This window comes from Spiroplasma endosymbiont of Halictus nicosiae (genome assembly GCF_978018445.1).
Map to the genome: position 1 here is coordinate 895,973 of NZ_OZ389573.1, position 21,585 is coordinate 917,557.

At 26.5% G+C, this 21,585-nt stretch carries 29 protein-coding genes; 27 read left to right on the top strand and 2 right to left on the bottom strand.

The window, feature by feature from the left end:
• Positions 1-55: 55 nt before the first annotated feature.
• Genes era through ACZ91P_RS06080 form a run of 7 tightly spaced genes read left to right on the top strand, consistent with a single transcriptional unit; the run spans position 56 to position 7,768 of the window.
• A complete protein-coding gene (era, locus tag ACZ91P_RS06050; protein ID WP_465158473.1) occupies positions 56-949 on the top strand; it encodes a GTPase Era in 894 nt (297 codons plus the stop codon).
• A gap of 1 nt (position 950) precedes the next feature.
• Positions 951-1,697 carry a DNA repair protein RecO gene (gene recO, locus ACZ91P_RS06055; protein WP_465158474.1) on the top strand — a complete coding sequence of 249 codons (747 nt, stop codon included), beginning with the start codon at positions 951-953 and terminating at the stop codon, positions 1,695-1,697.
• 43 nt (positions 1,698-1,740) lie between these two features.
• On the top strand, positions 1,741-3,108 hold the full coding sequence (locus tag ACZ91P_RS06060; RefSeq protein ID WP_465158475.1) for a glycine--tRNA ligase: 1,368 nt from the start codon (positions 1,741-1,743) through the stop codon (positions 3,106-3,108).
• An 18-nt stretch (positions 3,109-3,126) separates the two neighbouring features.
• Positions 3,127-5,007 (top strand): DNA primase, encoded by a 1,881-nt coding sequence (gene dnaG, locus ACZ91P_RS06065; protein WP_465158476.1) that lies wholly within the window; start codon positions 3,127-3,129, stop codon positions 5,005-5,007.
• Positions 5,008-5,012: 5 nt separating this feature from the next.
• Positions 5,013-6,350: a sigma-70 family RNA polymerase sigma factor gene (locus tag ACZ91P_RS06070; protein ID WP_465158477.1), complete on the top strand. Its 1,338-nt coding sequence runs from the start codon at positions 5,013-5,015 to the stop codon at positions 6,348-6,350.
• A gap of 12 nt (positions 6,351-6,362) precedes the next feature.
• A complete protein-coding gene (locus ACZ91P_RS06075) occupies positions 6,363-7,025 on the top strand; it encodes a tRNA (adenine(22)-N(1))-methyltransferase (protein WP_465158478.1) in 663 nt (220 codons plus the stop codon).
• Positions 7,025-7,768, top strand: a complete 744-nt coding sequence (locus ACZ91P_RS06080) for a Nif3-like dinuclear metal center hexameric protein (protein WP_465158479.1) — start codon at positions 7,025-7,027, stop codon at positions 7,766-7,768. The genes ACZ91P_RS06075 and ACZ91P_RS06080 overlap by 1 nt, the downstream gene beginning before the upstream one ends.
• Positions 7,769-7,776: 8 nt before the next feature.
• Here ACZ91P_RS06080 and ispH read toward each other — a convergent pair whose 3' ends face one another.
• Complete coding sequence (gene ispH, locus ACZ91P_RS06085) at positions 7,777-8,658, bottom strand: 4-hydroxy-3-methylbut-2-enyl diphosphate reductase (RefSeq protein WP_465158480.1); 882 nt, start codon at positions 8,656-8,658, stop codon at positions 7,777-7,779.
• Between the two features lie 1,194 nt (positions 8,659-9,852).
• On the opposite strand from ispH, the gene ACZ91P_RS06090 reads away from it, so the two are divergent.
• The 16 genes from ACZ91P_RS06090 (at position 9,853) to ACZ91P_RS06165 (ending at position 18,357) form a co-directional block, all read left to right on the top strand.
• Positions 9,853-10,107, top strand: a complete 255-nt coding sequence (locus ACZ91P_RS06090) for a hypothetical protein (RefSeq protein WP_465158481.1) — start codon at positions 9,853-9,855, stop codon at positions 10,105-10,107.
• Positions 10,092-10,583 (top strand): hypothetical protein, encoded by a 492-nt coding sequence (locus ACZ91P_RS06095; RefSeq protein ID WP_465158482.1) that lies wholly within the window; start codon positions 10,092-10,094, stop codon positions 10,581-10,583. Before ACZ91P_RS06090 ends, ACZ91P_RS06095 begins: the two co-directional genes overlap by 16 nt.
• A complete protein-coding gene (locus ACZ91P_RS06100; protein ID WP_465158483.1) occupies positions 10,564-10,962 on the top strand; it encodes a hypothetical protein in 399 nt (132 codons plus the stop codon). The genes ACZ91P_RS06095 and ACZ91P_RS06100 overlap by 20 nt, the downstream gene beginning before the upstream one ends.
• Before the next feature lie 11 nt (positions 10,963-10,973).
• The gene (locus ACZ91P_RS06105) at positions 10,974-11,231 is read left to right on the top strand and encodes a hypothetical protein (RefSeq protein ID WP_465158484.1); all 258 of its coding nucleotides are present in this window, start codon (positions 10,974-10,976) and stop codon (positions 11,229-11,231) included.
• Complete coding sequence (locus ACZ91P_RS06110; RefSeq protein ID WP_465158485.1) at positions 11,179-11,433, top strand: hypothetical protein; 255 nt, start codon at positions 11,179-11,181, stop codon at positions 11,431-11,433. The genes ACZ91P_RS06105 and ACZ91P_RS06110 overlap by 53 nt, the downstream gene beginning before the upstream one ends.
• Before the next feature lie 17 nt (positions 11,434-11,450).
• Positions 11,451-12,668: a hypothetical protein gene (locus tag ACZ91P_RS06115; protein WP_465158486.1), complete on the top strand. Its 1,218-nt coding sequence runs from the start codon at positions 11,451-11,453 to the stop codon at positions 12,666-12,668.
• Positions 12,669-12,763: 95 nt separating this feature from the next.
• Positions 12,764-14,359 (top strand): hypothetical protein, encoded by a 1,596-nt coding sequence (locus tag ACZ91P_RS06120; protein WP_465158487.1) that lies wholly within the window; start codon positions 12,764-12,766, stop codon positions 14,357-14,359.
• A 111-nt stretch (positions 14,360-14,470) separates the two neighbouring features.
• Complete coding sequence (locus ACZ91P_RS06125; protein WP_465158488.1) at positions 14,471-14,773, top strand: hypothetical protein; 303 nt, start codon at positions 14,471-14,473, stop codon at positions 14,771-14,773.
• Positions 14,774-14,775: 2 nt separating this feature from the next.
• On the top strand, positions 14,776-15,009 hold the full coding sequence (locus tag ACZ91P_RS06130; protein ID WP_465158489.1) for a hypothetical protein: 234 nt from the start codon (positions 14,776-14,778) through the stop codon (positions 15,007-15,009).
• Positions 15,009-15,563, top strand: a complete 555-nt coding sequence (locus ACZ91P_RS06135; protein WP_465158490.1) for a hypothetical protein — start codon at positions 15,009-15,011, stop codon at positions 15,561-15,563. Before ACZ91P_RS06130 ends, ACZ91P_RS06135 begins: the two co-directional genes overlap by 1 nt.
• A 15-nt stretch (positions 15,564-15,578) precedes the next feature.
• Positions 15,579-15,797: a hypothetical protein gene (locus tag ACZ91P_RS06140; RefSeq protein WP_465158491.1), complete on the top strand. Its 219-nt coding sequence runs from the start codon at positions 15,579-15,581 to the stop codon at positions 15,795-15,797.
• A gap of 64 nt (positions 15,798-15,861) precedes the next feature.
• Positions 15,862-16,602, top strand: a complete 741-nt coding sequence (locus ACZ91P_RS06145) for a hypothetical protein (RefSeq protein ID WP_465158492.1) — start codon at positions 15,862-15,864, stop codon at positions 16,600-16,602.
• A gap of 30 nt (positions 16,603-16,632) precedes the next feature.
• Positions 16,633-16,875 (top strand): hypothetical protein, encoded by a 243-nt coding sequence (locus ACZ91P_RS06150; protein WP_465158493.1) that lies wholly within the window; start codon positions 16,633-16,635, stop codon positions 16,873-16,875.
• A gap of 29 nt (positions 16,876-16,904) precedes the next feature.
• Positions 16,905-17,117, top strand: a complete 213-nt coding sequence (locus tag ACZ91P_RS06155; protein WP_465158494.1) for a hypothetical protein — start codon at positions 16,905-16,907, stop codon at positions 17,115-17,117.
• The gene (locus ACZ91P_RS06160) at positions 17,117-17,329 is read left to right on the top strand and encodes a hypothetical protein (protein ID WP_465158495.1); all 213 of its coding nucleotides are present in this window, start codon (positions 17,117-17,119) and stop codon (positions 17,327-17,329) included. Before ACZ91P_RS06155 ends, ACZ91P_RS06160 begins: the two co-directional genes overlap by 1 nt.
• A gap of 143 nt (positions 17,330-17,472) precedes the next feature.
• The gene (locus ACZ91P_RS06165; RefSeq protein WP_465158496.1) at positions 17,473-18,357 is read left to right on the top strand and encodes a hypothetical protein; all 885 of its coding nucleotides are present in this window, start codon (positions 17,473-17,475) and stop codon (positions 18,355-18,357) included.
• On the opposite strand, the gene ACZ91P_RS06170 is transcribed toward ACZ91P_RS06165, so the two are convergent.
• A complete protein-coding gene (locus ACZ91P_RS06170; RefSeq protein WP_465158497.1) occupies positions 18,346-18,825 on the bottom strand; it encodes a lipoprotein in 480 nt (159 codons plus the stop codon). The genes ACZ91P_RS06165 and ACZ91P_RS06170 overlap by 12 nt on opposite strands.
• Positions 18,826-19,125: 300 nt before the next feature.
• On the opposite strand from ACZ91P_RS06170, the gene ACZ91P_RS06175 reads away from it, so the two are divergent.
• The 4 genes from ACZ91P_RS06175 (at position 19,126) to ACZ91P_RS06190 (ending at position 21,561) form a co-directional block, all read left to right on the top strand.
• Complete coding sequence (locus tag ACZ91P_RS06175) at positions 19,126-20,103, top strand: IS30 family transposase (protein WP_465158956.1); 978 nt, start codon at positions 19,126-19,128, stop codon at positions 20,101-20,103.
• Between the two features lie 186 nt (positions 20,104-20,289).
• The gene (locus ACZ91P_RS06180) at positions 20,290-20,670 is read left to right on the top strand and encodes a hypothetical protein (RefSeq protein ID WP_465158498.1); all 381 of its coding nucleotides are present in this window, start codon (positions 20,290-20,292) and stop codon (positions 20,668-20,670) included.
• Positions 20,671-20,827: 157 nt separating this feature from the next.
• Positions 20,828-21,289, top strand: a complete 462-nt coding sequence (locus ACZ91P_RS06185; protein ID WP_465158499.1) for a hypothetical protein — start codon at positions 20,828-20,830, stop codon at positions 21,287-21,289.
• Between the two features lie 5 nt (positions 21,290-21,294).
• Entirely contained in the window at positions 21,295-21,561 is a 267-nt protein-coding gene (locus tag ACZ91P_RS06190) for a hypothetical protein (protein ID WP_465158500.1), read from the top strand.
• Positions 21,562-21,585: the final 24 nt, after the last annotated feature.

Sequence of the window (21,585 nt, forward strand, 5' to 3'; positions counted from 1 at the left end):
GATAATTTTTTATGATATTTTCCTTTATAATTAGAATAATTAAGAGGTGAAGAAAATGGCAATTAAATCAGGTTTTGTTGCAATTGTGGGGCGACCAAATGTTGGTAAATCAACATTATTAAATACAATTTTAAATAATAAAGTAGCAATTGTAACAGCAAAGGCACAAACAACACGAAACCGTATTCAAGGGATTTATAATGATCAAGAATCACAAATTGTTTTTATGGATACCCCAGGCATTCATAAAGCTCATCATGAAATGGGGAAATTTATGAATAAAGTTGCTTTATCAGCAACAAAAGCAGCCGATGTTATTTTATTTTTAGCTCCAGCAAATGAACACATTGATGATAATGATCGTTATATTATCAGAGCACTACAAGAGCGCGCAATTCCAATTATTTTAGTTGTAACAAAAATTGATTTAGTTTCCAAAGGTGATTTAATGGTAAAAATTGCTGAATGAGAAAAAATTCATCAGTTTACTGCTATCATTCCCGTTTCAGCCGTCAAACATAAAAATCTTGAAACATTATTAACTTTATTAAAAACACATTTAGCAGTAGGACCACAATATTATCCTGATGATATGTTAACTGATCAACCAGAAAAGTTTTTAATTCGTGAAATTATTCGTGAAAAAATTTTGTTGTTGACAGAAGATGAGATTCCGCATAGTGTTGCCATTTTAATTGATAAAATTGATGATCAACCACAGCTATTAAAAATTATGGCTTCAATTTGTGTTGAACGGGATTCGCAAAAAGGAATTATTATTGGGAAACAAGGCCGTTTAATTAAACAAATTGGAACGCAAGCCCACTTAGAATTAGAACAAATTTTAGGAACAAAAATATTTTTAGAATTATTTGTTAAAGTAGTGGATAAATGACGGGATAAACCTTCAATGATTGCCCGTCTAGGTTATAACAAAGAAAGTTATTAAAATGATTCAAAAATTAACAGGAATGGTATTGCATAAACGACCTTATGATGATAACAGTGCAATTATTACGATTTTGTCACAAGAATTAGGAAAATTAACTTTTTTTGCACCTGGGGTACAAAAAATTACATCAAAAAATCAGTATGCAGTACAATTCTTAGCAACAAGTGAATTTGAAATATTTTTATCATATCATAATAATAAGTTAAGTAAATTAAAGACAGGAAATTTATTAAAAACAAGAATTAAATTAGCACAAAATTATGATGATTATTTATTAGCAACATTAATTTGTGAAATTGCTGAGCAAGCGGTTGTTGACCGTCAAGCTGATAATGAATTGTACGAATTATTAACAACAACATTAGACAATTTAGTTGCATGAGAAGATAATTTAAGTATTGTAATTGCTTTTATGTTTCGTGCTTTAAAATGATATGGATTAGAATGAGACTTTACGATGTGTAAACGGTGTGGCAGCAAACAACACATTAAAACAATTAGTTTTCTTGAGGAAGGATATCTTTGTAAAAATTGTTTATTACCAAGAGATTATCTTTTTCCAATTGAATTAGTGAAAGTTTTTAATAGTAATTTTCATACTAATTTTTATTTTTACAATAAGATTAATATAAAAGCTTTAATAATATTATTTAAAATGCTATGTGAGTATTATTTAACAAAAGTTGGAATATTTTCGTGTAGTATTTATGAAATGCGACAAAAATCAATTTATTTTAAAGAATAACATAGTATAATTGAGAATAGAGAAATAAGAAGGAGTTACATTAATGCAATATACATTAGAAGAAGTTGTTAATCATTTAAAAACACAAGGTTTTGTTTTTCAAGGGAGTGAAATTTATGGTGGTTTAGCAAACAGCTGAGATTTTGGACCATTGGGGGTTGAATTAGAACGAAATTTAAAAAATTTATGATGACAACATTTTATTACAAAATCAAAATATAATGTTGGTCTTGATAGTGCTATTTTAATGAACAATAATGTTTGAAAAGCTTCTGGACATCTTGGCAATTTTGCTGACCCATTATTAGATTGTAAAAAATGTAAAAGCCGAATGCGGGCAGATAAACTGATTGAAGATAATTATCCAAAATTAAATTGTGGTGGTTGAACTAATGAACAATTAGAGACTTTTATTACCGAAAAAAATATTTTATGTCCAAATTGTGGAGGGCATGATTTTACTGAAATTCGTCAGTTTGAATTAATGTTTAAAACAAACCAAGGTGTCATTGAAGATGAAAAATCAGCTGTTTATCTGCGAGCAGAAACAGCACAAGGAATTTTTGTTAATTTTAAAAATGTTCAACGTTCTTTGCGAAAAAAATTACCTTTTGGTGTTGGTCAAATTGGAAAGTCATTTCGGAATGAAATTACCCCAGGAAATTTTATTTTTCGTACACGTGAATTTGAACAAATGGAATTAGAATTTTTTTATGATAGTAACGAAAAGATTGATTGATTTGAATATTGAGTTAAAGAAGTAACCAAGTTTTTAGAATTAATTGATTTAAAACCAGAAAACTATCATTTTCGTGAGCATAACGCTAATGAGTTAGCCCATTATGCAAAACGAACTATTGATATTGAATATAAGTTTCCGTTTGGCATAGGTGAATTATGAGGGATTGCTGACCGGGGGGATTATGATTTACGTCGTCACAGTGAAATGAGTAAAAATGATTTGTCGTATTTAAATCAAGAAACAAATGAAAAAATTATCCCGCATGTAATTGAACCATCGGTTGGTGTTGGGCGCTTGATGTTAGCGATTTTATATGATGCTTACCATGTTGAAAAAGTTGATGATAATGAGACAAGAATTGTTTTAAAATTAAGCCCGTTATTAGCTTCATATCAAATTGCGGTGATTCCATTAAGTAAACAATTAAACAACGATGCTTATCAGTTATTTGAAAAACTCTTAGGTCGTTTTCAATGCACTTATGATGAAACAGGAAATATTGGAAAGCGTTATCGTCGTCAAGATGCGATTGGAACACCATTTTGTGTAACAGTTGATTTTAACAGTCAAAAAGACCAAAAAGTTACAGTTCGTAATCGTGATACAATGAAACAAGAACGAGTGGCAATTGCTAATTTAGAAAGCTATTTTACCGCAATATTAAAATAATTAAAAGGAGTGAAAGGTATGGCATTAATTAGTAATGAAAAAATTGATTTAATTAAGTCAAAAGTAAATATTGTTACCGTAATGTCAGAATATTTATCGCTTGAAAAACGGGGTCGTAATTATTGAGCAGTTTGTCCGTTTCATGAAGATTCACATCCTTCAATGAGTATTTCACCAGAAAAGCAAATTTACCGTTGTTTTGCTTGTTCAGCTGGAGGCAATGCTTTTATTTTTTTACAAGAATATGAAAATATTAGTTTTATTGAAGCTTTAAAAAAAGTTGCGGTAATGGCCAATATTTCCTTAGATGAATTGACTACTTATCAAGAAAAACCAAAATATGATAAAAGTGAACAGTTAATTTTTGAAATTAATGCCTTAGCAAGCGCTTACTTTAGTAATAATTTAGAAACCAAAAAGGCTTATGATGCAAAGGAATATTTAACAAAGCGGAACATTAATAATACTGAAATTGAATTATTTGAGATTGGTTATGCTGAGAGTGGTTTTGATCATTTGTACCATTTTTTAATTAAAAAAGGATATTCAATTAATGATATTCAACAAGCGGGTTTAATTACAATTAAAAATGGCAAGGTGTATGATTATTTTAATAATCGTTTAATTTTTCCGATTAAAAATGAAGATAGTTATATTATTGGTTTTTCTGGACGAGTAATTAGGGTTACTAACCAGGTAGCAAAATATCTTAATACTTCTGAAACAAAGGTTTTTAAAAAAGAACAACTAATGTATAATATTCACCGGGCGAAACCGTTTATTCGCCAGCAAAATAATTTAATTTTACTTGAAGGATATATGGATGTTATTAGTTTAGAAAAATTAAATCTTAAAAATACCGTTGCTTTAATGGGAACTAATTTAAGTGAATATCATTTAAAAGAAATTAAAAGATTAACAAATGAGTGTTTAATTTTTTTAGACGGTGATAAGGCTGGAATTAATGCTAGTTTAAAAGCAGCAATTAAATTATTAAGTCATAATCTAAAAGTTAAAATTGTCTTGAATCAGACGCAACAAGACCCTGACGAATTAGTTAATAGTGGTCAGGGGGAATTAATTCATACAATGTTAGCAAATGCCCAACATCCAATTAATTTTGCTCTTGATTATTTTCAAAATAAATTTAATTTACAAGCAGCAAATGAATTAGAAGAATTTATTAATATTGTTGCACCTTTAATTAAAGCTAGTCCAAATCAATTGGAACAAGAATTAGCGGTTAATAATTTAGTTAAAATAACAGGAATATCTAAAGAAACAATTACAACAAAAATTGGACAAATTAAAACATATCAAAAAACAGTTTTTTCACCTGCTCTGTCAGAACCAATTCCTAATGAAACAAATGATAATAATTATCAGCAAAATCCGCCACCAAGGTTCAAACCACACCAAAGTAAGACTGGTGTAGTTAAAAATACAAAATATAAAATTAAAAATTTAAAACGATATCTTTTAGCAGAGAAAAATATGGTTTTACAATTACTTGGTTCTCGAAAAGCAGCAGATTTTTATCAAAGAAAAATTGGAAATTTAAATTTTGATGGTTATCGTTTGTTAGCAAATGATATAATTACTTATTATAATGGACATTTTGGGGCAGAAAATGTTAAAATTAATATGTTGTGTCAAGAAATAAGTGATCCAAATTTAAAAAAAATATTAATGGATATTATTAATAAATCAACGATTAAAATTAAATATAATAGGAAAGAATTAGAAGACTATGCGCTCTTAATTGATGATTTTGCTAATGAAAAAGAGATTGCAATGCTATGAAATAAGTTAGAAAAAGCAAGTAATTTAATTGAACAACAGGCAATTTCAATGGAAATTGACAAGTTGAATCAACGATTAAAATTTAAAAAGGGGTAGAGAGAATGGGATTATCAAAAAAAGAAGTCAGAGATATGAAATCTTTTTATGAATTTAAAGAATATATTAATAAATATTTAGAAGAAAATAACAATGAGATTGAACAAGAAAAATTAATAACATTAATTAATGATCATTTTGAAGTTGATGATAATGATATTAAAGAATATTTCGAAGAATTAGTTGCTAATGGTGTTGAATTTAGTGATATTAATTTAGAAGAGTTAGAAGAAAATGAAGTTCCTGAACCAGAAAAAGTAACGAAAAAACAACCAGATGAAAAATTACGTTACAAAGTTGGTGGAATTTCAAATGAAACAAAAATTCAAGATATTATTAAAGCTTACTTTAATATTTTGGGAACAAGTAAGATTTTAACTCGTGAGGAAGAAATTAAATATGCTAAAATGTTAGAATCATCTGATCCAGAAGAAAAACGTTTTGGACGGGATAAATTAATTACTTCTAACTTGAAGTTAGTTGTTTCAGTTGCTCGTAAACATTTAAACCGGGGATTAGATTTTTCAGATTTAATTGAAGAAGGGAACATTGGGTTAATGAAAGCTGTTGATAAGTTTGATTATAAGCGTGGTTTTAAATTTTCAACATATGCTACATGATGAATTAGACAAGCAACAACCCGGGCAATTGCTGATCAAGCGCGAACAATTCGGATTCCTGTTCATATGGTTGAAACAATTAATAAGTTAACAAGAATTGAACGGCAATTAACACAAGAGTTAGGACACGAACCAAGTTACAATGAAATTGCTGAAAAAATGGGGCAAGGAATGGTTGGCGAAAAAGTTCGTGAAATTAAGAGACTATCAATTGAACCAGTTTCATTAGAAAAACCAATTGGTGATGAGGATGATACTCATTTTGGTGATTTTGTTGATGATAAAGATATTTTTACACCGGATGAATATGCTGAAAAAGAATCATTACGAGAAGTAATTGATGAAGTTTTCCATGAAATTTTATCAGCACGAGAAGAAAAAGTAATTAGAATGCGGTTTGGACTTTTACCAACAAAGTTACGAACAGTATTACGGTTAGCAAAAGAATGTGAAGATGAAACTTTCCCCGAATTAGTTCAAACAGTTAAAGCTCTTGATATTCATTATGATACACCAATTGAAAAAGTACAAAGTCAAAAAAATGCTTTAATTGATAAGCATTTATCAAAATATGATTCACCAAAAACATTAGAAGAAGTAGGCAAAGAATTTAAAGTAACACGTGAACGAATTCGCCAAATTGAAGCAAAAACAATTCGTAAGTTTAAGCCAAACCAAGCTAATTCGAAAGCAAAAGTATTAAAAGACTTTTTTAAAGGATAGGGGTTTTAAAAAATGGATAGATTATCAGAACGTTTATTATTAATTGCCAAACAAGTTAATGAAAAAGACATTATTTGTGATATTGGGACAGATCATGCAATGATTCCAATTTATTTAGCAAAAGGAAATTTAATTACCAAAGCTTATGCATGCGACATTGCAGCACAACCCTTAGCCCAAGCGAAAAAAAATATTACAAAATATCATACTGAAGAACTTATTACCCCAATTTTAGCAGATGGTTTAACAGGAGTTTCGGACATTAAGATTGATACATGTATTATTTCAGGATTAGGGAGTACAACAATTTTAACCATTTTGCAACGAGATTCTGATTTAATTGATCGTTATATTTTATGTCCTAATGATGATCCATTTTTATTACGAAAATGAATTAAAAAACATAAGTACTTTATTGAAAAAGAATTATTAATTAAGGAAAATCATATTATTTATGAGATTATTGCTGTTAATAAAACTTCTGGTCAAAAAGTCAAAAATAAAAAAGACTTATACTTCGGTCCTTATCTTCGCAAAGAACATAGTAAACTTTTTCAAGAGAAATGATTGTTAAAAAATGATTATTATTTAACATTGTTAAACAAGATTCCTGCAAACACTAAGCGCTATCAAGAAGTTAAAGCAAAACTAAAAATGATTAATAAGATGATATAATGTTAATTAAAAAATTATATCAAGAAATTGAAACTGATTTTTCATTAAAAGCAGCTTGTAAGTGAGATTATAGTGGTCATCAATATGGAAACAAAAATCATTTTGTAGCAAAAATTATGGTTAGTTTAGATTTAACAAGCGAAGTAATTACAGCAGCAGTCGCTAAGCAAATTAATGTTATTATAACTCATCATCCTTTTTGTTTTGGCAAGAAAAAAAGAATTCAACAGATTCCTTACAAACGAGCAATTATTGATCTTCTTAATAAACATCAGATAACTGTTTATGCTTTACACACAAATTATGATGGTTTAATGAATGAATTGATTTTACAAGAATTAAATCCCCAAAAAATTGTTTCCTTTGATGATGATTTAACAATGATTGGGTATGTCAGTTTAACAGCTGATAAAATTATTACGAAATTAAAAGCAATTTTTAAAATTACAACAGTGCAGCACAATTTATCGACGTTAGAGCAACCTATTAAAACAGTTGCCTTAGCAGCAGGAGCGGCAGGTGATGTGATTGCAAAAATTAACCAAAATATTGACCTCTTTATTACTGGGGAAGTAAAATGAGATCAATGAGTATTAGCAAATGAAAAACAATTAGCAGTTATTTGCTTCAACCATTATATGGAAGATTTTTTTACTGCTGCTTTTGTTGGATACTTAACCCGAAAGTTTCCAACTTTAACAATAATTCCATATCATATCAAAAATATTATTAACTATCGTTAATAATATTTTTATATTTGCTCTAAATAACGAATTACTTCTAACTGAATGATGCTAGGTGTTGATGCCCCCGCAGTAACAGCAACACAGGTTTTATTTGTCAACCAAGTTGCTTGAATATCATTTTTATCATTAATACGATATCATTCAATCCCAATTTGTTCGCCCATTGCAACTAGCTTTAAGGTGTTACTACTTCGTTCATCACCAACAACAAGTAAAAGGTCAATTGTTGTTGGATCTAAATTTAGAACAGCATTTTGTCGTTCTAATGTTGCATTACATAAATCATTTTTAAAAAGAATTTCATTTGGAACAAGGGTTTTAATTTTTTTCACAATTGCTTCAATATCAATTTTAGAAAGGGTTGTTTGGTTTGTAATTAAAATCTTTTTAGTTGGATCAAGATTAGGCAAAATGTTTTCAACTTCTTGTTCTGTTGTCACAAGATTGATGCTTGGACTAAGCGCTAACATTGCATTTGTTTCTGGATGAAAGTGTTTTCCAATAAAAATAATTTGATAATTAGGTTTTACTAAATATTCCTTAATTAAATTTTTCGTGATAGTTACTCATTCACATTCAGTATCAACAAGTGTAATGTTTTTCTGTGCTGCGACATCTTTAATCCGGTCATCACTACCATGTGCACTTAAAATCACAACAGCATTATCTGGTAGTGTTTGCATTAGCGCAAGGCGATTAAGTTTAAAATCGTTGACCAGAATAACACCTAAATTAACAATTTTATCAATAACATGTTTATTATGGACAAGATAACCTAACATATAAATTTGCCGTCCAGCATATTTGACAGCAGCTTCTTTTGCTCATTTAATTGACTTGATAACACCAAGACAATAACCACGAGGTGTCACTTTTACAACTTTCATTTTTTCACCAATCAATTTTTATCTACTTATATAATATCATAACTAAAAATCTCTTTCATCATTTTAAAATAATATCTTAAACTTATTTATTAATTAAACTAAATTTGATATAATTAATTTGTCTATTTTAAGTAAAAATTTTATCTTTTTCTTAAAATATTACAATTATCTTAAATACTAAATTCAATTTGGGATAAAAAAATATTTAATGCAAAAAACTAATGATTAATGCTATTTTAACATTAGCAACCAACATTGGTTTGATTTCATTATGTAAATTGTAAATGCAAATGTAGCACTTTATTGAAAAAAATAAAGTGCTTTTTATTTTGTAAAAAATACTTATATTTATTGGATTAATCGTTAGATAGTATCTTTTACACTTAATAAAATATGTTTTTTCAGAAAAATCCATCCTTTCTTTTCTTAAAAAATTTTAAATAATTGTTTTATTTAGTTGTTAGTTAATTGTTAAATATAATTACTAAAAAATATATTTAATAAACAAAGAATTAAAAAAGATAATAAGATAAAAAAAAAAAAAAAGATACTATCTAACGATTAATCCAAAATTCAATCTTTAAAACTTAATATTTTTTGATGCTTAAAGATGGATAACTCATCTATGGCACGAAGCCTTAAAGAAAGTGTGAAAGCGATTGGATTTACTACTCCTATTTATTTCTTTAATTCTCGGCAAGATTAATCACTTGCGAAATGTCAGAGCATGTGTTTTTTTGGCTTGTTTTCATAAAAAGAGTGTTGTTAAACCGAAAAAAACAATATCGGACACTAAAAAACAAGAGGGTTGGAACTCCAAAAGGTTATTTTCTTTATATAAAGTTGTGTAGGGATGGATGAAGCGTAATTAATAACTGGGTAAACTGTTTTTTGTTTATTTCCGTATGGGGGTAAACTCTATCAAAATATCCTATCCGCCCCCGCCCACGTTCAAAGTGGAGCGGGCGGCGAAGTAATTAAATATTAAAATAAATTATTTACTAAATATCAAAATATTAACCAATAAAGGAATATTATGTTTTTTACAGAAAGGAAAATATTTTATGAAAAAATGAAATAAAAAAATTAAAAATAAATTACAAGAATTAATGATACAAGCTTATCTAATAACAGTAAATGATATTAATGGTGAAATTTGAGCAACAAATAAAAAGAATTAAGGAGTATAGATAAATGACAGAATATAAAAGTAAATATATTAATAAAACTTGAAATGAAATAACAACATCATTTGATTGAGTTAATTGTCAACCTATTAATTGTCGTATTTTACATCATAAAAAGCATTATGATTTGCAATGTTTAGAATGAGCCAAAATGTACTTAAATTTATTTAAAGACAAGTGAGATGTTATTGTTTCATATACGCAATATTATAAAATTAACGATATTTTAGATTTAGCATCCGATGGATGAAAAATATTATAAATTGACAAAAAAATAAAACAAATAAATTAAAATATATTATTGCAATTAACCCTGCTGGAATTGGACAAACTGGTATTATTATTTATAATGTTTTGCAAAAGAAAATAATTAATAATATTACTTTTAATTCCCAAAATGAAGAAGAAGCAATAAATAATATGTATTTAATATTAAATGAGTTTAAAAATAAAATTTGTTCTTATTTAAATAAAGTTATTGTAATAATTGAAGATTATCAACTTCATAAGGGTTTAAAAATAAAAAATCCATTATCTACTCCTAAATTTATTGGTGGTTTAAAAGTTTTATGCAAATATCTATTTAATTTAAAATATATTTTTCAATCACCAGTCATTAAGAAAAATTATATTTATAAAGGAAATATTAAAATGTCAGAGCACGAACACGATGCTTGAAAACATTTACAGTATTTTTTAGCAAAAGGAGTTGATAAAAATGACACAAACAAAAAGTAATTTACCTAAAAAATCAATAACTAATAAACCTAAAATAAAAAATAAAAAAGTTAATAAGTTAGAATTAACTGTTAGATTACATGAAAATCCGATTAAAACTAAGATTAAGGCACTGGTTGCTGGTGGTATTGAAGTTTATGCTTATTCGGTTAAATGTCAGTGAGAAGGATTAAATTACTCAACATTATCAATATATAACCCATCTGTTTTAACTGAGTTTTTGAAATTAAAAAAAGATGATGAGATAAAAATTAAAGGCTCAGTATTTAATCAGTTAAATATAAAAACTAAACGCTATTTTTTGTCTTTTAGAGTAGACAGTTTTGAAATTATACAAAAAGCGATTAGAAAAAGAACAAATACAAATATTAAAAAATAGGAGGAAAAACAATGGCATTAAAAAATGTAAAATATGTTCTTATTAATGAAAATAGTGAACCTATTAAAAATGAAGATGGTAGTTTAGATATTAAAACTGCTGAAATTATTTTAGAAAATACTGCTGAAGTTGAAGAATTTAATGCAATTAATTTAGAAAATAGTAATCAGCAAATCAACGAACTACAAACAAAAAATACTGAATTAACTTTACAAATTGAACAACAAAACAATTCAATTAAAACAAATTGAAGTAATTGACTTTATTAATTCTTTAACTGATAATGAAGAATTTAAAAATGTTTTATTAAAGTCTTATGATATTACTGATGATATTGAAATCATTAAAACACAATTGCAGAGTGTTTATGATGAATTAATTAAGGTACAAACAGTTAATACTGGGGGCGTACCAAAAGTAGTAAACAAAGAAAACAATATTTTAGATACAGACAATGTATTTAATAAATAGAAAGAAGGAAGTAAATTATGGCACAAAACCCACAAAGAATTTTCGGAGATATTGCTAATCAAGCAACAAAACGAGATCGAGAAACATTTGAACAATGATATTTACAAACTTATCAACAAAAATTTAGTTGAGAAGCATTATTTGCGTGAAAAGATGCAAGTAAATTTAGTTTAGCATATAAAAGAAAGAAAAATATTAAATATAATGAAGGTTCTGAAAAAGATGGGAAAGTATTTAATATTGATGATAAATTATTAAATTATTCAGAAGTAGAATTTGATGATGGAATTATTGAATTAGATACAATTTTAACTTTTGCTCGTAAATTAGACCCTGTAGAAAGTGATTTTAACCCTAATCTTTGGGCTGCTGATATTGAACAAGCAATGGATACTGAGGTTGCTTATAAACGTAATAAAATTTTAGAAATTATTAATAAAAGAGTAGTTACAACCATTCAAGGCCAAAAAGCAGATGATACTAATGCTTTACAAATTCACGATGAAATTATGGATAAAATATATGAAAATGGATTTACCCCATCAGAAACAGTTGTCTTGGGTTCGGCTGATTTTATTCGTGGAATTCGTAATAAATTACAGTTACAACTTGGAGCAAATGACCAAATAAACAATGTAATTGAAACAAGCGGAGCAATGAAAACTGTTGAAGGAACAACATATTATATGGTTCCTAAAAAATTACCAATTATTAATAAAGATGGTTCAGAAGGAACAATTACTCTATTACCAGATGGTGTTAATGCAATTGCCTTTAAATTTAGTAAAAAATATGACCCTCTTATCTTACGTAAAAAAGACCATACTCCATTAAGAGTTGGTGCAGCTGCATTGGGTACTGGAATGGATAATACTTTGATTATGGAAAGAGTTTTATATTTAGGTGGGGCAGTAGTTGAACCTAAGGGAATTATTAAACATATTGTTTCAAAAATTGATATTAATAAAATAGATAAACCAAATATTCATGTTACAGACCCAACAAAAGCAACAGCCGAACAGTTAAAATCACAATTTAAAGATGTTGTTTTAAAAGCAGTAAAAGCAGTAAATAGTTCTTTAACTGAAAGTGATTTTGATTACTTTATTGAAAGTAAAGGTGAAGACTGACCAATTAATATTACAAATGATAAAACTGTTGAAGTTCAAATTGAAGGTAAAAACAACGCTACTGGTCAAACAAATCCGATTGATGTTAAAATTAAAAATTCTTAATAGTACTAAAAAATAGTACTTTTTCGTTTGATATATATGCCAATTGGAACATCTAAAACAGCCCTTATTTATGCTGTTAAAAAAATTCAACTAGATTGTCAATCCAACAACAAGAAAAAAATTTTGGTTTACAGTTATTAGAATTTTTAGGAATTCAAGTTTTAGCTCTTGGTTTATCAGTTTTAACTGGTGGTATTGCTTCGGCTGTTGGTCTTGGTGCGGGATTATCTAATTTTGCCGCAGCATTTATCTCATTTGGAGTAGAAACAGCAACCACCGATTTTGCCGTAAATCAAATATACGATAAATTAACATCAGAAGTGACAGCAAAAAGTACTGCCTTAAATTTGCTACCAGCAATTGGTGGTATTGGAAAATTAACGCGTGCTGCTCGAACAACTAAAATTTTAAAATTAGCGAAAGAAACTAAACTACTTGAAAAATTAGGTGTAATAACTGCTAATAATTTAGAAGATGTTGTAAGACAAGTTAGAGGTAAAAAGATTTTATATGATAAATTAATATTTGATTTTACAAAACAAGCTAATAATGAAACTTTATTATATACAATTGGAAAATTAGCCCGAAATGATTTTTGTAAGGGTTTTAAAGTTTCTAAATTAGAAACAATTAATAATTTATTAAAAATTGAAAAAAATATTCAAAAAATAAGTCCTACATTAGTTCAAAAAATACCACGCATAAATGAAATAAATACTAATAAATTATTGTCTGAATATGGATTAAATATTGATAAAATAAGCAAAATTAATACTAATGAGTGATATAACATAATGACTAATCTTCATAAAAAAGGTGTTGGTAAAAACCAAATATTAAATGCTAATTTAATGCTGGGCAGTAAAATATATAATAATAAATTATTAAATATTTTTTATCAAACACCAATTAAATTAAATAAAATTTTGAATCATTTAAACCCAAATTTTTATATTCAAAAAGTAACTAAAAAATTATTAGCCCCAATTGAAAAACAAATAATTACTATTAAACAAAAAGTAATTAGTAAAATTACTGATAAAACTAAAAAAATATTATCTAAATTTGAAACTAAGGCTATTAAAAAAAGTAAATTATTACCTTTTGCTTATGGTTCTGATGTTTTTTTAGCAGTTAAAATTGTTCCATTATCAGTTGCGGGTGAAGTTGCTTTAACAATATATTATAAAAATCCTAAATATGCCCCTATTGTCGTTATGACAACTTTAATCAAAGCAGAACAGTTTGTTTTGGCTCCTGAACCGTTTAAATTCTATATGAACAGTGAGTGGTTTATTGGTTGGGGATTTAAAAAAACAAGTTTGTTTAATTTAGTTTCTTTTGCCCCACTTGTTTATCAGCAAGTAGTAAAAGATAGTTTTAAAATATATCGGACAATTGCTAAGATATTAAAAATGCAAGAACAATTTAAAAATAACTTTAATAAAGATAAATTGTTAAATACACTAGAAGATAGTGCGGTTACTAGTTTGTTAGGTAATGTACTAGTATTTCAAGCATATAAACAACTCAGAACAAAACAAGATTTAAACAAAACAATTAAAACAAAAACATTACTAAATAGTAAAAAATTTATATTAAAGAAAATATATTCTAAAAAAAGTAAATGATTAAGGAGATGATTAAATGTTAAATGAATTATAACAAAATGTTACTTTGGAAAATTATAATAATTTTATTCCAATGACAGGTAAAATTACACAAGTTCCAGTTCATTATAATAAGTTTTTAAAGGTGATGTAGAATTATGATTTAAAACATTTGCTTTAAGAGCACAAAATATGATTAATTCTTACTTAAACTATCCATTTTCAAAACTAAAGTTTGAAACATTTAAAGATCCATTATTAAAGAAAATTTGTATTAATATGGTGTTTATTACGATTGAGCATTGAATATTTAACCGCATTCCAATTGAATTTTTTACTTCGGCAAATATGAGTGTTGGTGATATTAATTATTCATCGCAAAATGACCCCATGATTATTTGACAAGGTCTATTGCCTACCTATGCAAAATCATTGGCTAATTTAACAACTTTAAAGAAAATGTTTCGTACTTTTCAAGAAGAAGTATTGATTTAACAATGATTGATTTAGAATCATATTATACTCAATTAGAAGTTGATGCTTTAATAGAAAAAGAAAAAACTAAGATTGACAATAAAACTATTGTTAAAAATAACAATAATGAAATAAATGTTCCCTTTGATAATGATACTATTTATGAAAAAATGGTGTCTGAAAAGCAAAACAAAGTGGCGGTAGTGATATTAAAATTGATAATAAAACAATTATTAAAAATACTGCTGATGAATTAATGGTTTCAGATTTAAAACAAAATAAAATAACTTTATTACCTAAAAGTAGTGGTCGTGTTAATGCTGATTTTAATGCTGAAAACGGGGAATTAAGAATTTGAGACCCTAGTTTTGAAGGTGGTAAAAATACTGCTGATTATATGATTATTGATAGTACAGTTGCGGGAATTGAAAGTACTGATGATACATTTGGTACTACTAAATATTTAGATAAATTTTATTTACAGAAAAAAGATTTACCTAAAATATCAAATGATTGAAAAGTTCTTGATACTAGTGATTTTGTTCAAGATTCTAAAGGATATAAAATTAAAAATTTTAATAAGTCAGAATATTATTATCGTTTATGGTGTTATACAACGCTTGAGATAGAACTATATATAATTACGCATATAAACTTTAAAGGTCAATTAGCAAGTGGAATATCATATGCAAATAATCCAAGTCGTTGAATTAACATTCAATTATTTTCCAACGGTGAGTTTAAATTATCATCAATATGAAATAGTGTTGAAATTAAAGGATTGTATATTGAAAGAAAAAAAGTAAGTTAGGAAGGAGATGGTATTATGCCAAAAGTAACTATTAAAGATATGATTATGTTTTTGAAAATCTTTGGAGTTTCATCATTGTTTTTTATTGCCGGAATTATTATTTGTTTTATCGGAGAAAAAACATTGGGTATTTCTTGACCAGCATATGTTATTGTTTCAGCAATGCTTATTGGAGCAGGAATTATAGTTTTAATTATTGAAACTATTAGATTTATCAAAACTCATAACAAATAACAAAAACAAGATAGTATTGAAGATGTTATTAAAAAAGAAGATACGAAATAAAGAGGTGATATAAATGGGATTGTTACCAGCAAAAAAGAAATTAAAAAAAGAATATGATATTGATAGTTATTATCTTAATTTAGCATCAACGATTACTAATCGTAAAAATGTTACTGTTCAAAAACATAAGGAGATTTTAGAAAAAAGAATTTGTGAAGATAATGCTATTTTTTTAAATCCACGAAATTTAGAAATTAGCATTTATAATCCAATTAATAATAAACAGATAGATACTAAATTAATTAATAACTTTTTAAAAATGCAAGACTTTACTAATAAGAATTGATATAACGAATATAAAATTAATAAGAATGGTAAAGGTGCATATTTTATTTTTGCTAATAATTCAAAACTTAATTTTATTACTATTGATTTTTATAATGACCAATATGACGAATTAGGTAATTTAGTATCTTGTACTTTTGATTATGACCCTTATATTAAAAATGACCAGAGTGTTTTTATTACTGAAAAATTAGAAATTGATTATGTAACTAAACAAGTAAAAGTTATTAGAAAGTTAAAAACACGATTATACAGCACTATTACCGACTTATATATTGATGATGCTAAATGAAATAACTATGCAACTTTACAAAGAGAAGAAATATTGCCACTTAATTTTATACCAATTGAAATTATTCCTAATAACCCTAATTTTGAGCCTTCTGCTCGTTATAATAAACAATTTGCTAGTATTTTAGATATTATTGCTGAAAAGATAATGTTAGATCCATTATTAAATAGTGGTTAATTTACCATTAATACTAATGGTGTTACTGGTGTGGTTGACCAAGAAATTAGCAAAATGTTGGCTTCATTTATTGAAAATGACTTGTTATTAGTTGAAGGAGACCCTGATAGTAATTTTCAACCAGTAGACTATATTGCTGGTAATTTTAAAGGTGAACAATTAACCAAAATATATGATTGATTATTAACTAATTACTATAAAATAAATCGCCATCATGTTCCCGCAATCGCCAAGGGGGAGCCCAACAAACACAAGCAGAAGTTGCGGGAGTAAATATTCAAACAAACGCATCATACGAACAAATGATATATATTAGAGAAATTAAATTAACTGAATTCATTATTAAGTTAATTAAATATGATAATGCTATTTTAAACAGTAGAACATTTAATATTAAAAATATTGATGATTTAATTATTGATGTTCACTTACCAGTAAATGCTACTTTAAACAGACAATTAAATAACAATGAAACTATTATAAATATGCTTAATGAAGAAAGAAAACAAGAATAATGTTAAAACCATCTGAAAAAATGTTAGCACAATTAGCAGAAAATGATGGACCAATTGACTATTCAATTGATAGTATTCCATTAGATTTTGCTAGTCAATCGCAGTACAGCGACCCTGATTTAGAACAATTATTTACTGAAGACCGTGCTAGAACCTTATATATTTATAAAATTAATAAATATCTTGTAAGACAAAGCAAAAACCAATCTTAAACCACTCTCAAAATAGCGTTAAAATAGATTTTATTGACAAAGATGAATATATTAAAATAACTGGTTATGAAATTAGTGATTTTAATTTTAAATTACAAATTCAACAAAGTACCACAGTCCAAGATAATAGCACAAGTTATGTAATGATTGATGAAAAAGATATTTTAATTAATGATATTTCAAAAAAAGACAAAGAATTTTTAGAATCCTATGACTTAAAAATAGTATCTATTAATGAACGAATTACCGAAGACAATAAAAATGAATGTTATATTATCGAAGAATATAAAAGACCTTATTCACCTGATGGTGTTGATATTATTAAATCTACTCATTTAGTTAAGGTGACTGATTTTAAATGAAAAAACCAAAATAGTATTCATTTAGTATTACAAAAATCATTACCCGAAGATACAGTATTTACTGGGATTGAGATTAAATACCCTAAATCAATGTTATTTGGAAATATTAAATGTTGAGGTAATATTAATGGTGTTTATTCTTATCCTTCATCAATAGTTGAAAATGCTAGTTTAGTACCGTTGCTATCTATGCCTATTGAAACAGAACCTAATTTAAGAGTATTTCAATATTGATTTATCGAAAGTTTTTTACCGTGGTTTATTGCAAAAATATATATTCAACCAGATGATATTTTAAGTTTAATAAAAAATAATGGTTTAGAAAAAGTTTTATTAAATTATTTAACTTATCGTTATAATTATGATCGAAAATTTCAAGGTGCAAAATATGATGAAAAAGGAAATCCCACTAATAAAGCGGCTGAATTACGTCAAAAATTTGAAGGACAAAAACCAGAAGATGTTATTGATGGTTTATTTGAAAATTGAAAATTAGACAATCCAAGTGAATTACATAAAAGATATCTAAAAAGAATTAAACAAGTGATATACATGTTATCAAATTATACATATAGTAAATATGCAATAGAACAAATTAATATTAATAATTTACAATTATTTAATAAAAATAATGAAAAATTATCATTAATTACATTAGAAATATAAAAAGTTATTTTCAACATATATATTTGGTTCGCTATCATTATTTCAACGATAAACTGATTTAAAGTAAGAACCATTATCATCTGTTCAATGTATCACATATTTAACAAACCCTGAATCATTTGTAATATATAAATCTCTTCCCATACCTAAATCAGTTTTCTGCAATTGCCGATTATTAGAATTATCAATTTTAATAGTCATTTCATTATTTTTAAACTTAATAATACACCAATCAGCACTTTCATCAACACGCCACACAACAAAATATCATTTATTATCAATTTGATTAAATGGTTTTTCTTGATATGCTATTCATTCTAAAATACCATTTTTTGTTTTTATATTATTTTTTTCTTTTAAATCTGCTAATTCTTTTTCGCTATATTGTGGTTTATTACAAGCAACTAAATTTGTTGTACTTGTTCCAATTAAAGTGATTGTTCCCAAAAGACTTAATATTTTTTTCATATTTTAATTCTACTATACTATATTGTACTAAATCTGGGCTCGCGGTTATTTTCATAAGTTTGTGAAAAATGCCTTAAAGTTTAAAAAAACTTTTGCCGCGCTTTTCGAAATACTTGGGAAAAATTCTAAGCGTTAAGCGAAGAATTTTATAAAGGTTCCCAAATTTGTTTGAAAGAACCTCAAAATCTTTTTTAACTTGTAAGTTATTTTATCACAAAAATTTAAGAAAATCAACCGCTCGCCCAAAACCTCAAAAAACTATATAATTAGCTTTGTATATAAAAGAAAGGATTTTTTAAAATAGATAAAACAAAGCATCATTTTACTTTTAAAGAAAGAGTAATGTTAAAAGATTTATTAGAACTTGATTCTTTAAAAAGAAAAAATGGTAAATCCAATATATCTAAAATAGCAAAAATATTGCATAAAAATCGCAATACAATTAGACAAGAAATAAAAAGGTTAAAAGATAATGAATATGACGCTAAATTAGCACACGAAGATTATTTACAAAAACGACAAAAATGTTTTAAAAAATCATCATTATTGCTAAATATTTTAGAATGACTAGATGAAAAATATAACAAATTTCATGATTCACCAGAACAAATCTGTAAAAAATATGAAAAAGAGTTTGGTATTAAATTTCCGGTATGTTTTAAAACTTTATATAAATATATTCATTTGGGATTTTTAAATTTCAAGAAAGATAATTTGTATTTTCATCGTAGAAAATATAAAACAAAAAATAGAATTGATAACCGTGGAAAAATAAGAAATTTTAGAACTATTGAAGAAGCAAAACATGATAAAAATGAATTTGGTTGATTTCAAATGGATACTATGGTTGGTAAAAATAATAGTGTTTGTTTAGTTTTAATCAAAGAATTAACCCAATTTAAAATTATTGAACCATTAAAAGAAAAAACAACAAAAGAAGTTACAAACGCATTAAAACGAATTTTTTTTAAAAGATTTTTTAAAGATAGATGCAAAGGAACAATAACAGATCAAGGCAAAGAATTTGCTGATTGAGAAAAAATTGAAAAAATAACAAATGCTAAAGTATATTTTTGTGATGCTGGAACTCCAACTCAAAAACCCAAAGTTGAAAGAGCAATTCGTGATTTTAGACATTGATTTTCCAAAGGAATTGATTTAAGTATTTATTCAAGAAATTATTATCAAGAAGTTGTTAATATAATAAACTCTAAACTTAAAAAATCTTTACATTGACTATCTTTAAAAGAAGTTTTTATACAAATGTTTAATTTTTAATATAATTACCTATAAAAATTTTAATCATTTTATTTTTCAGTGTGCCAAAATTCATAAATTTAAAACAAAAATATTAAATTTTTTTAAAATAAATTATATTGAACATTTATTTTATTGGTGTTATAATAAAATTAAGTAGGGTGCTACACTTCATAGTACAATTTACATTATGAAAGGAGATTGAGTATGCCAGTAAGCTTGAAAGCTAAAAGCAAAAAGGTGGCCCAGTTGAAAAAACCAGTAGCAAAAAATGCAACAGAAGAAAAATGATTATTCATTAAATCACAAGCAGTTATTGATTCAACTTCAGCTATGAAAAGATCAATCGATCGTTCATTAGGAGATATTTATACAAAAACAGCAGCGGATTATCGGGCAAAAGATGGAAGTGCCATTACTACTGCAATTACAGCAGAAAGACTAATTGCAGAACGTTTAGGAAAAACAGCAACTCAACGAAAAGCAATTGAAGTGCAAAATAAAAAGAAGGCCACTCAAATGTTAAATTCAAAGGATAACAAAAAACCTGCTAAAAAGCAGCAGCAAAAAAACCTTTGAAAAAAGTAGGGACAAAAAATAAGTAATGTTAACAATAACTAGATTTTCTAGTTATTGTTTTATTTAAAATTTTTATTAATATTTTTCCTGTTTTTATAAAATAGAAAAATAAGATTAAGAATTTTAAATAATTAGGACTATAATATAAAAGAAAAGAGGTTGGATCATGAAATCATTTGGCAAGTGAAGTATAGCTTTAATATGAATTATTGTATTAATTATTTTAGTTTTAGCCTTAGTTTTTTTGGGAATATATTATGATGCTTATTATTGAGAAGGAAAAGGATTACCAGTTAATATTAATGATATTAAAACATTTCATGATAATGGTTATCAGTTAATAGGTCACTTGGGAATTGACAAATTAATGCGATTAGTATCCTCGGGATCATTTATTTGAGGATATTCAAATATTATTGTACCTGATGGTGGGCGAGGAATTGATTTAATGACATGGTTGCACCAACCGGGTAATGTTAATAATAGTGGAGTGATTCAATGACCCCAAAATTATGAATTAGAAGCCGGAACAAATTTTGCAGAAGTAGTTGGTAGTCTATTAATTGTTCTATTAGTGGCGGTTCCCGTTTTAATCTTAATTGGAATATATGTTACAAAAAAATGATAAAAGCAATGACACATCCTTATTCAATTGAATATTTAGACACACAGAAAAAATTGAAAAAAACAATAAAACAAGCTAGAAAAGCACTGAAAAAAATGAATATAGCTGTTCGCAAGGAACATGAAACATCCACAACATTAGCACGAGAACAAGAACGATGAGCTAATTTAATTGTTAATGCTGAAACAGATTTTCTTAAAGAAGAAGAACTTTTTAAAGCTCAGGATAATAAAAAACCAGTTGTGAAAAAATTAGTAACTACCGGTAAAAAATAAAAGTTATATAATGAAATTAGCAAT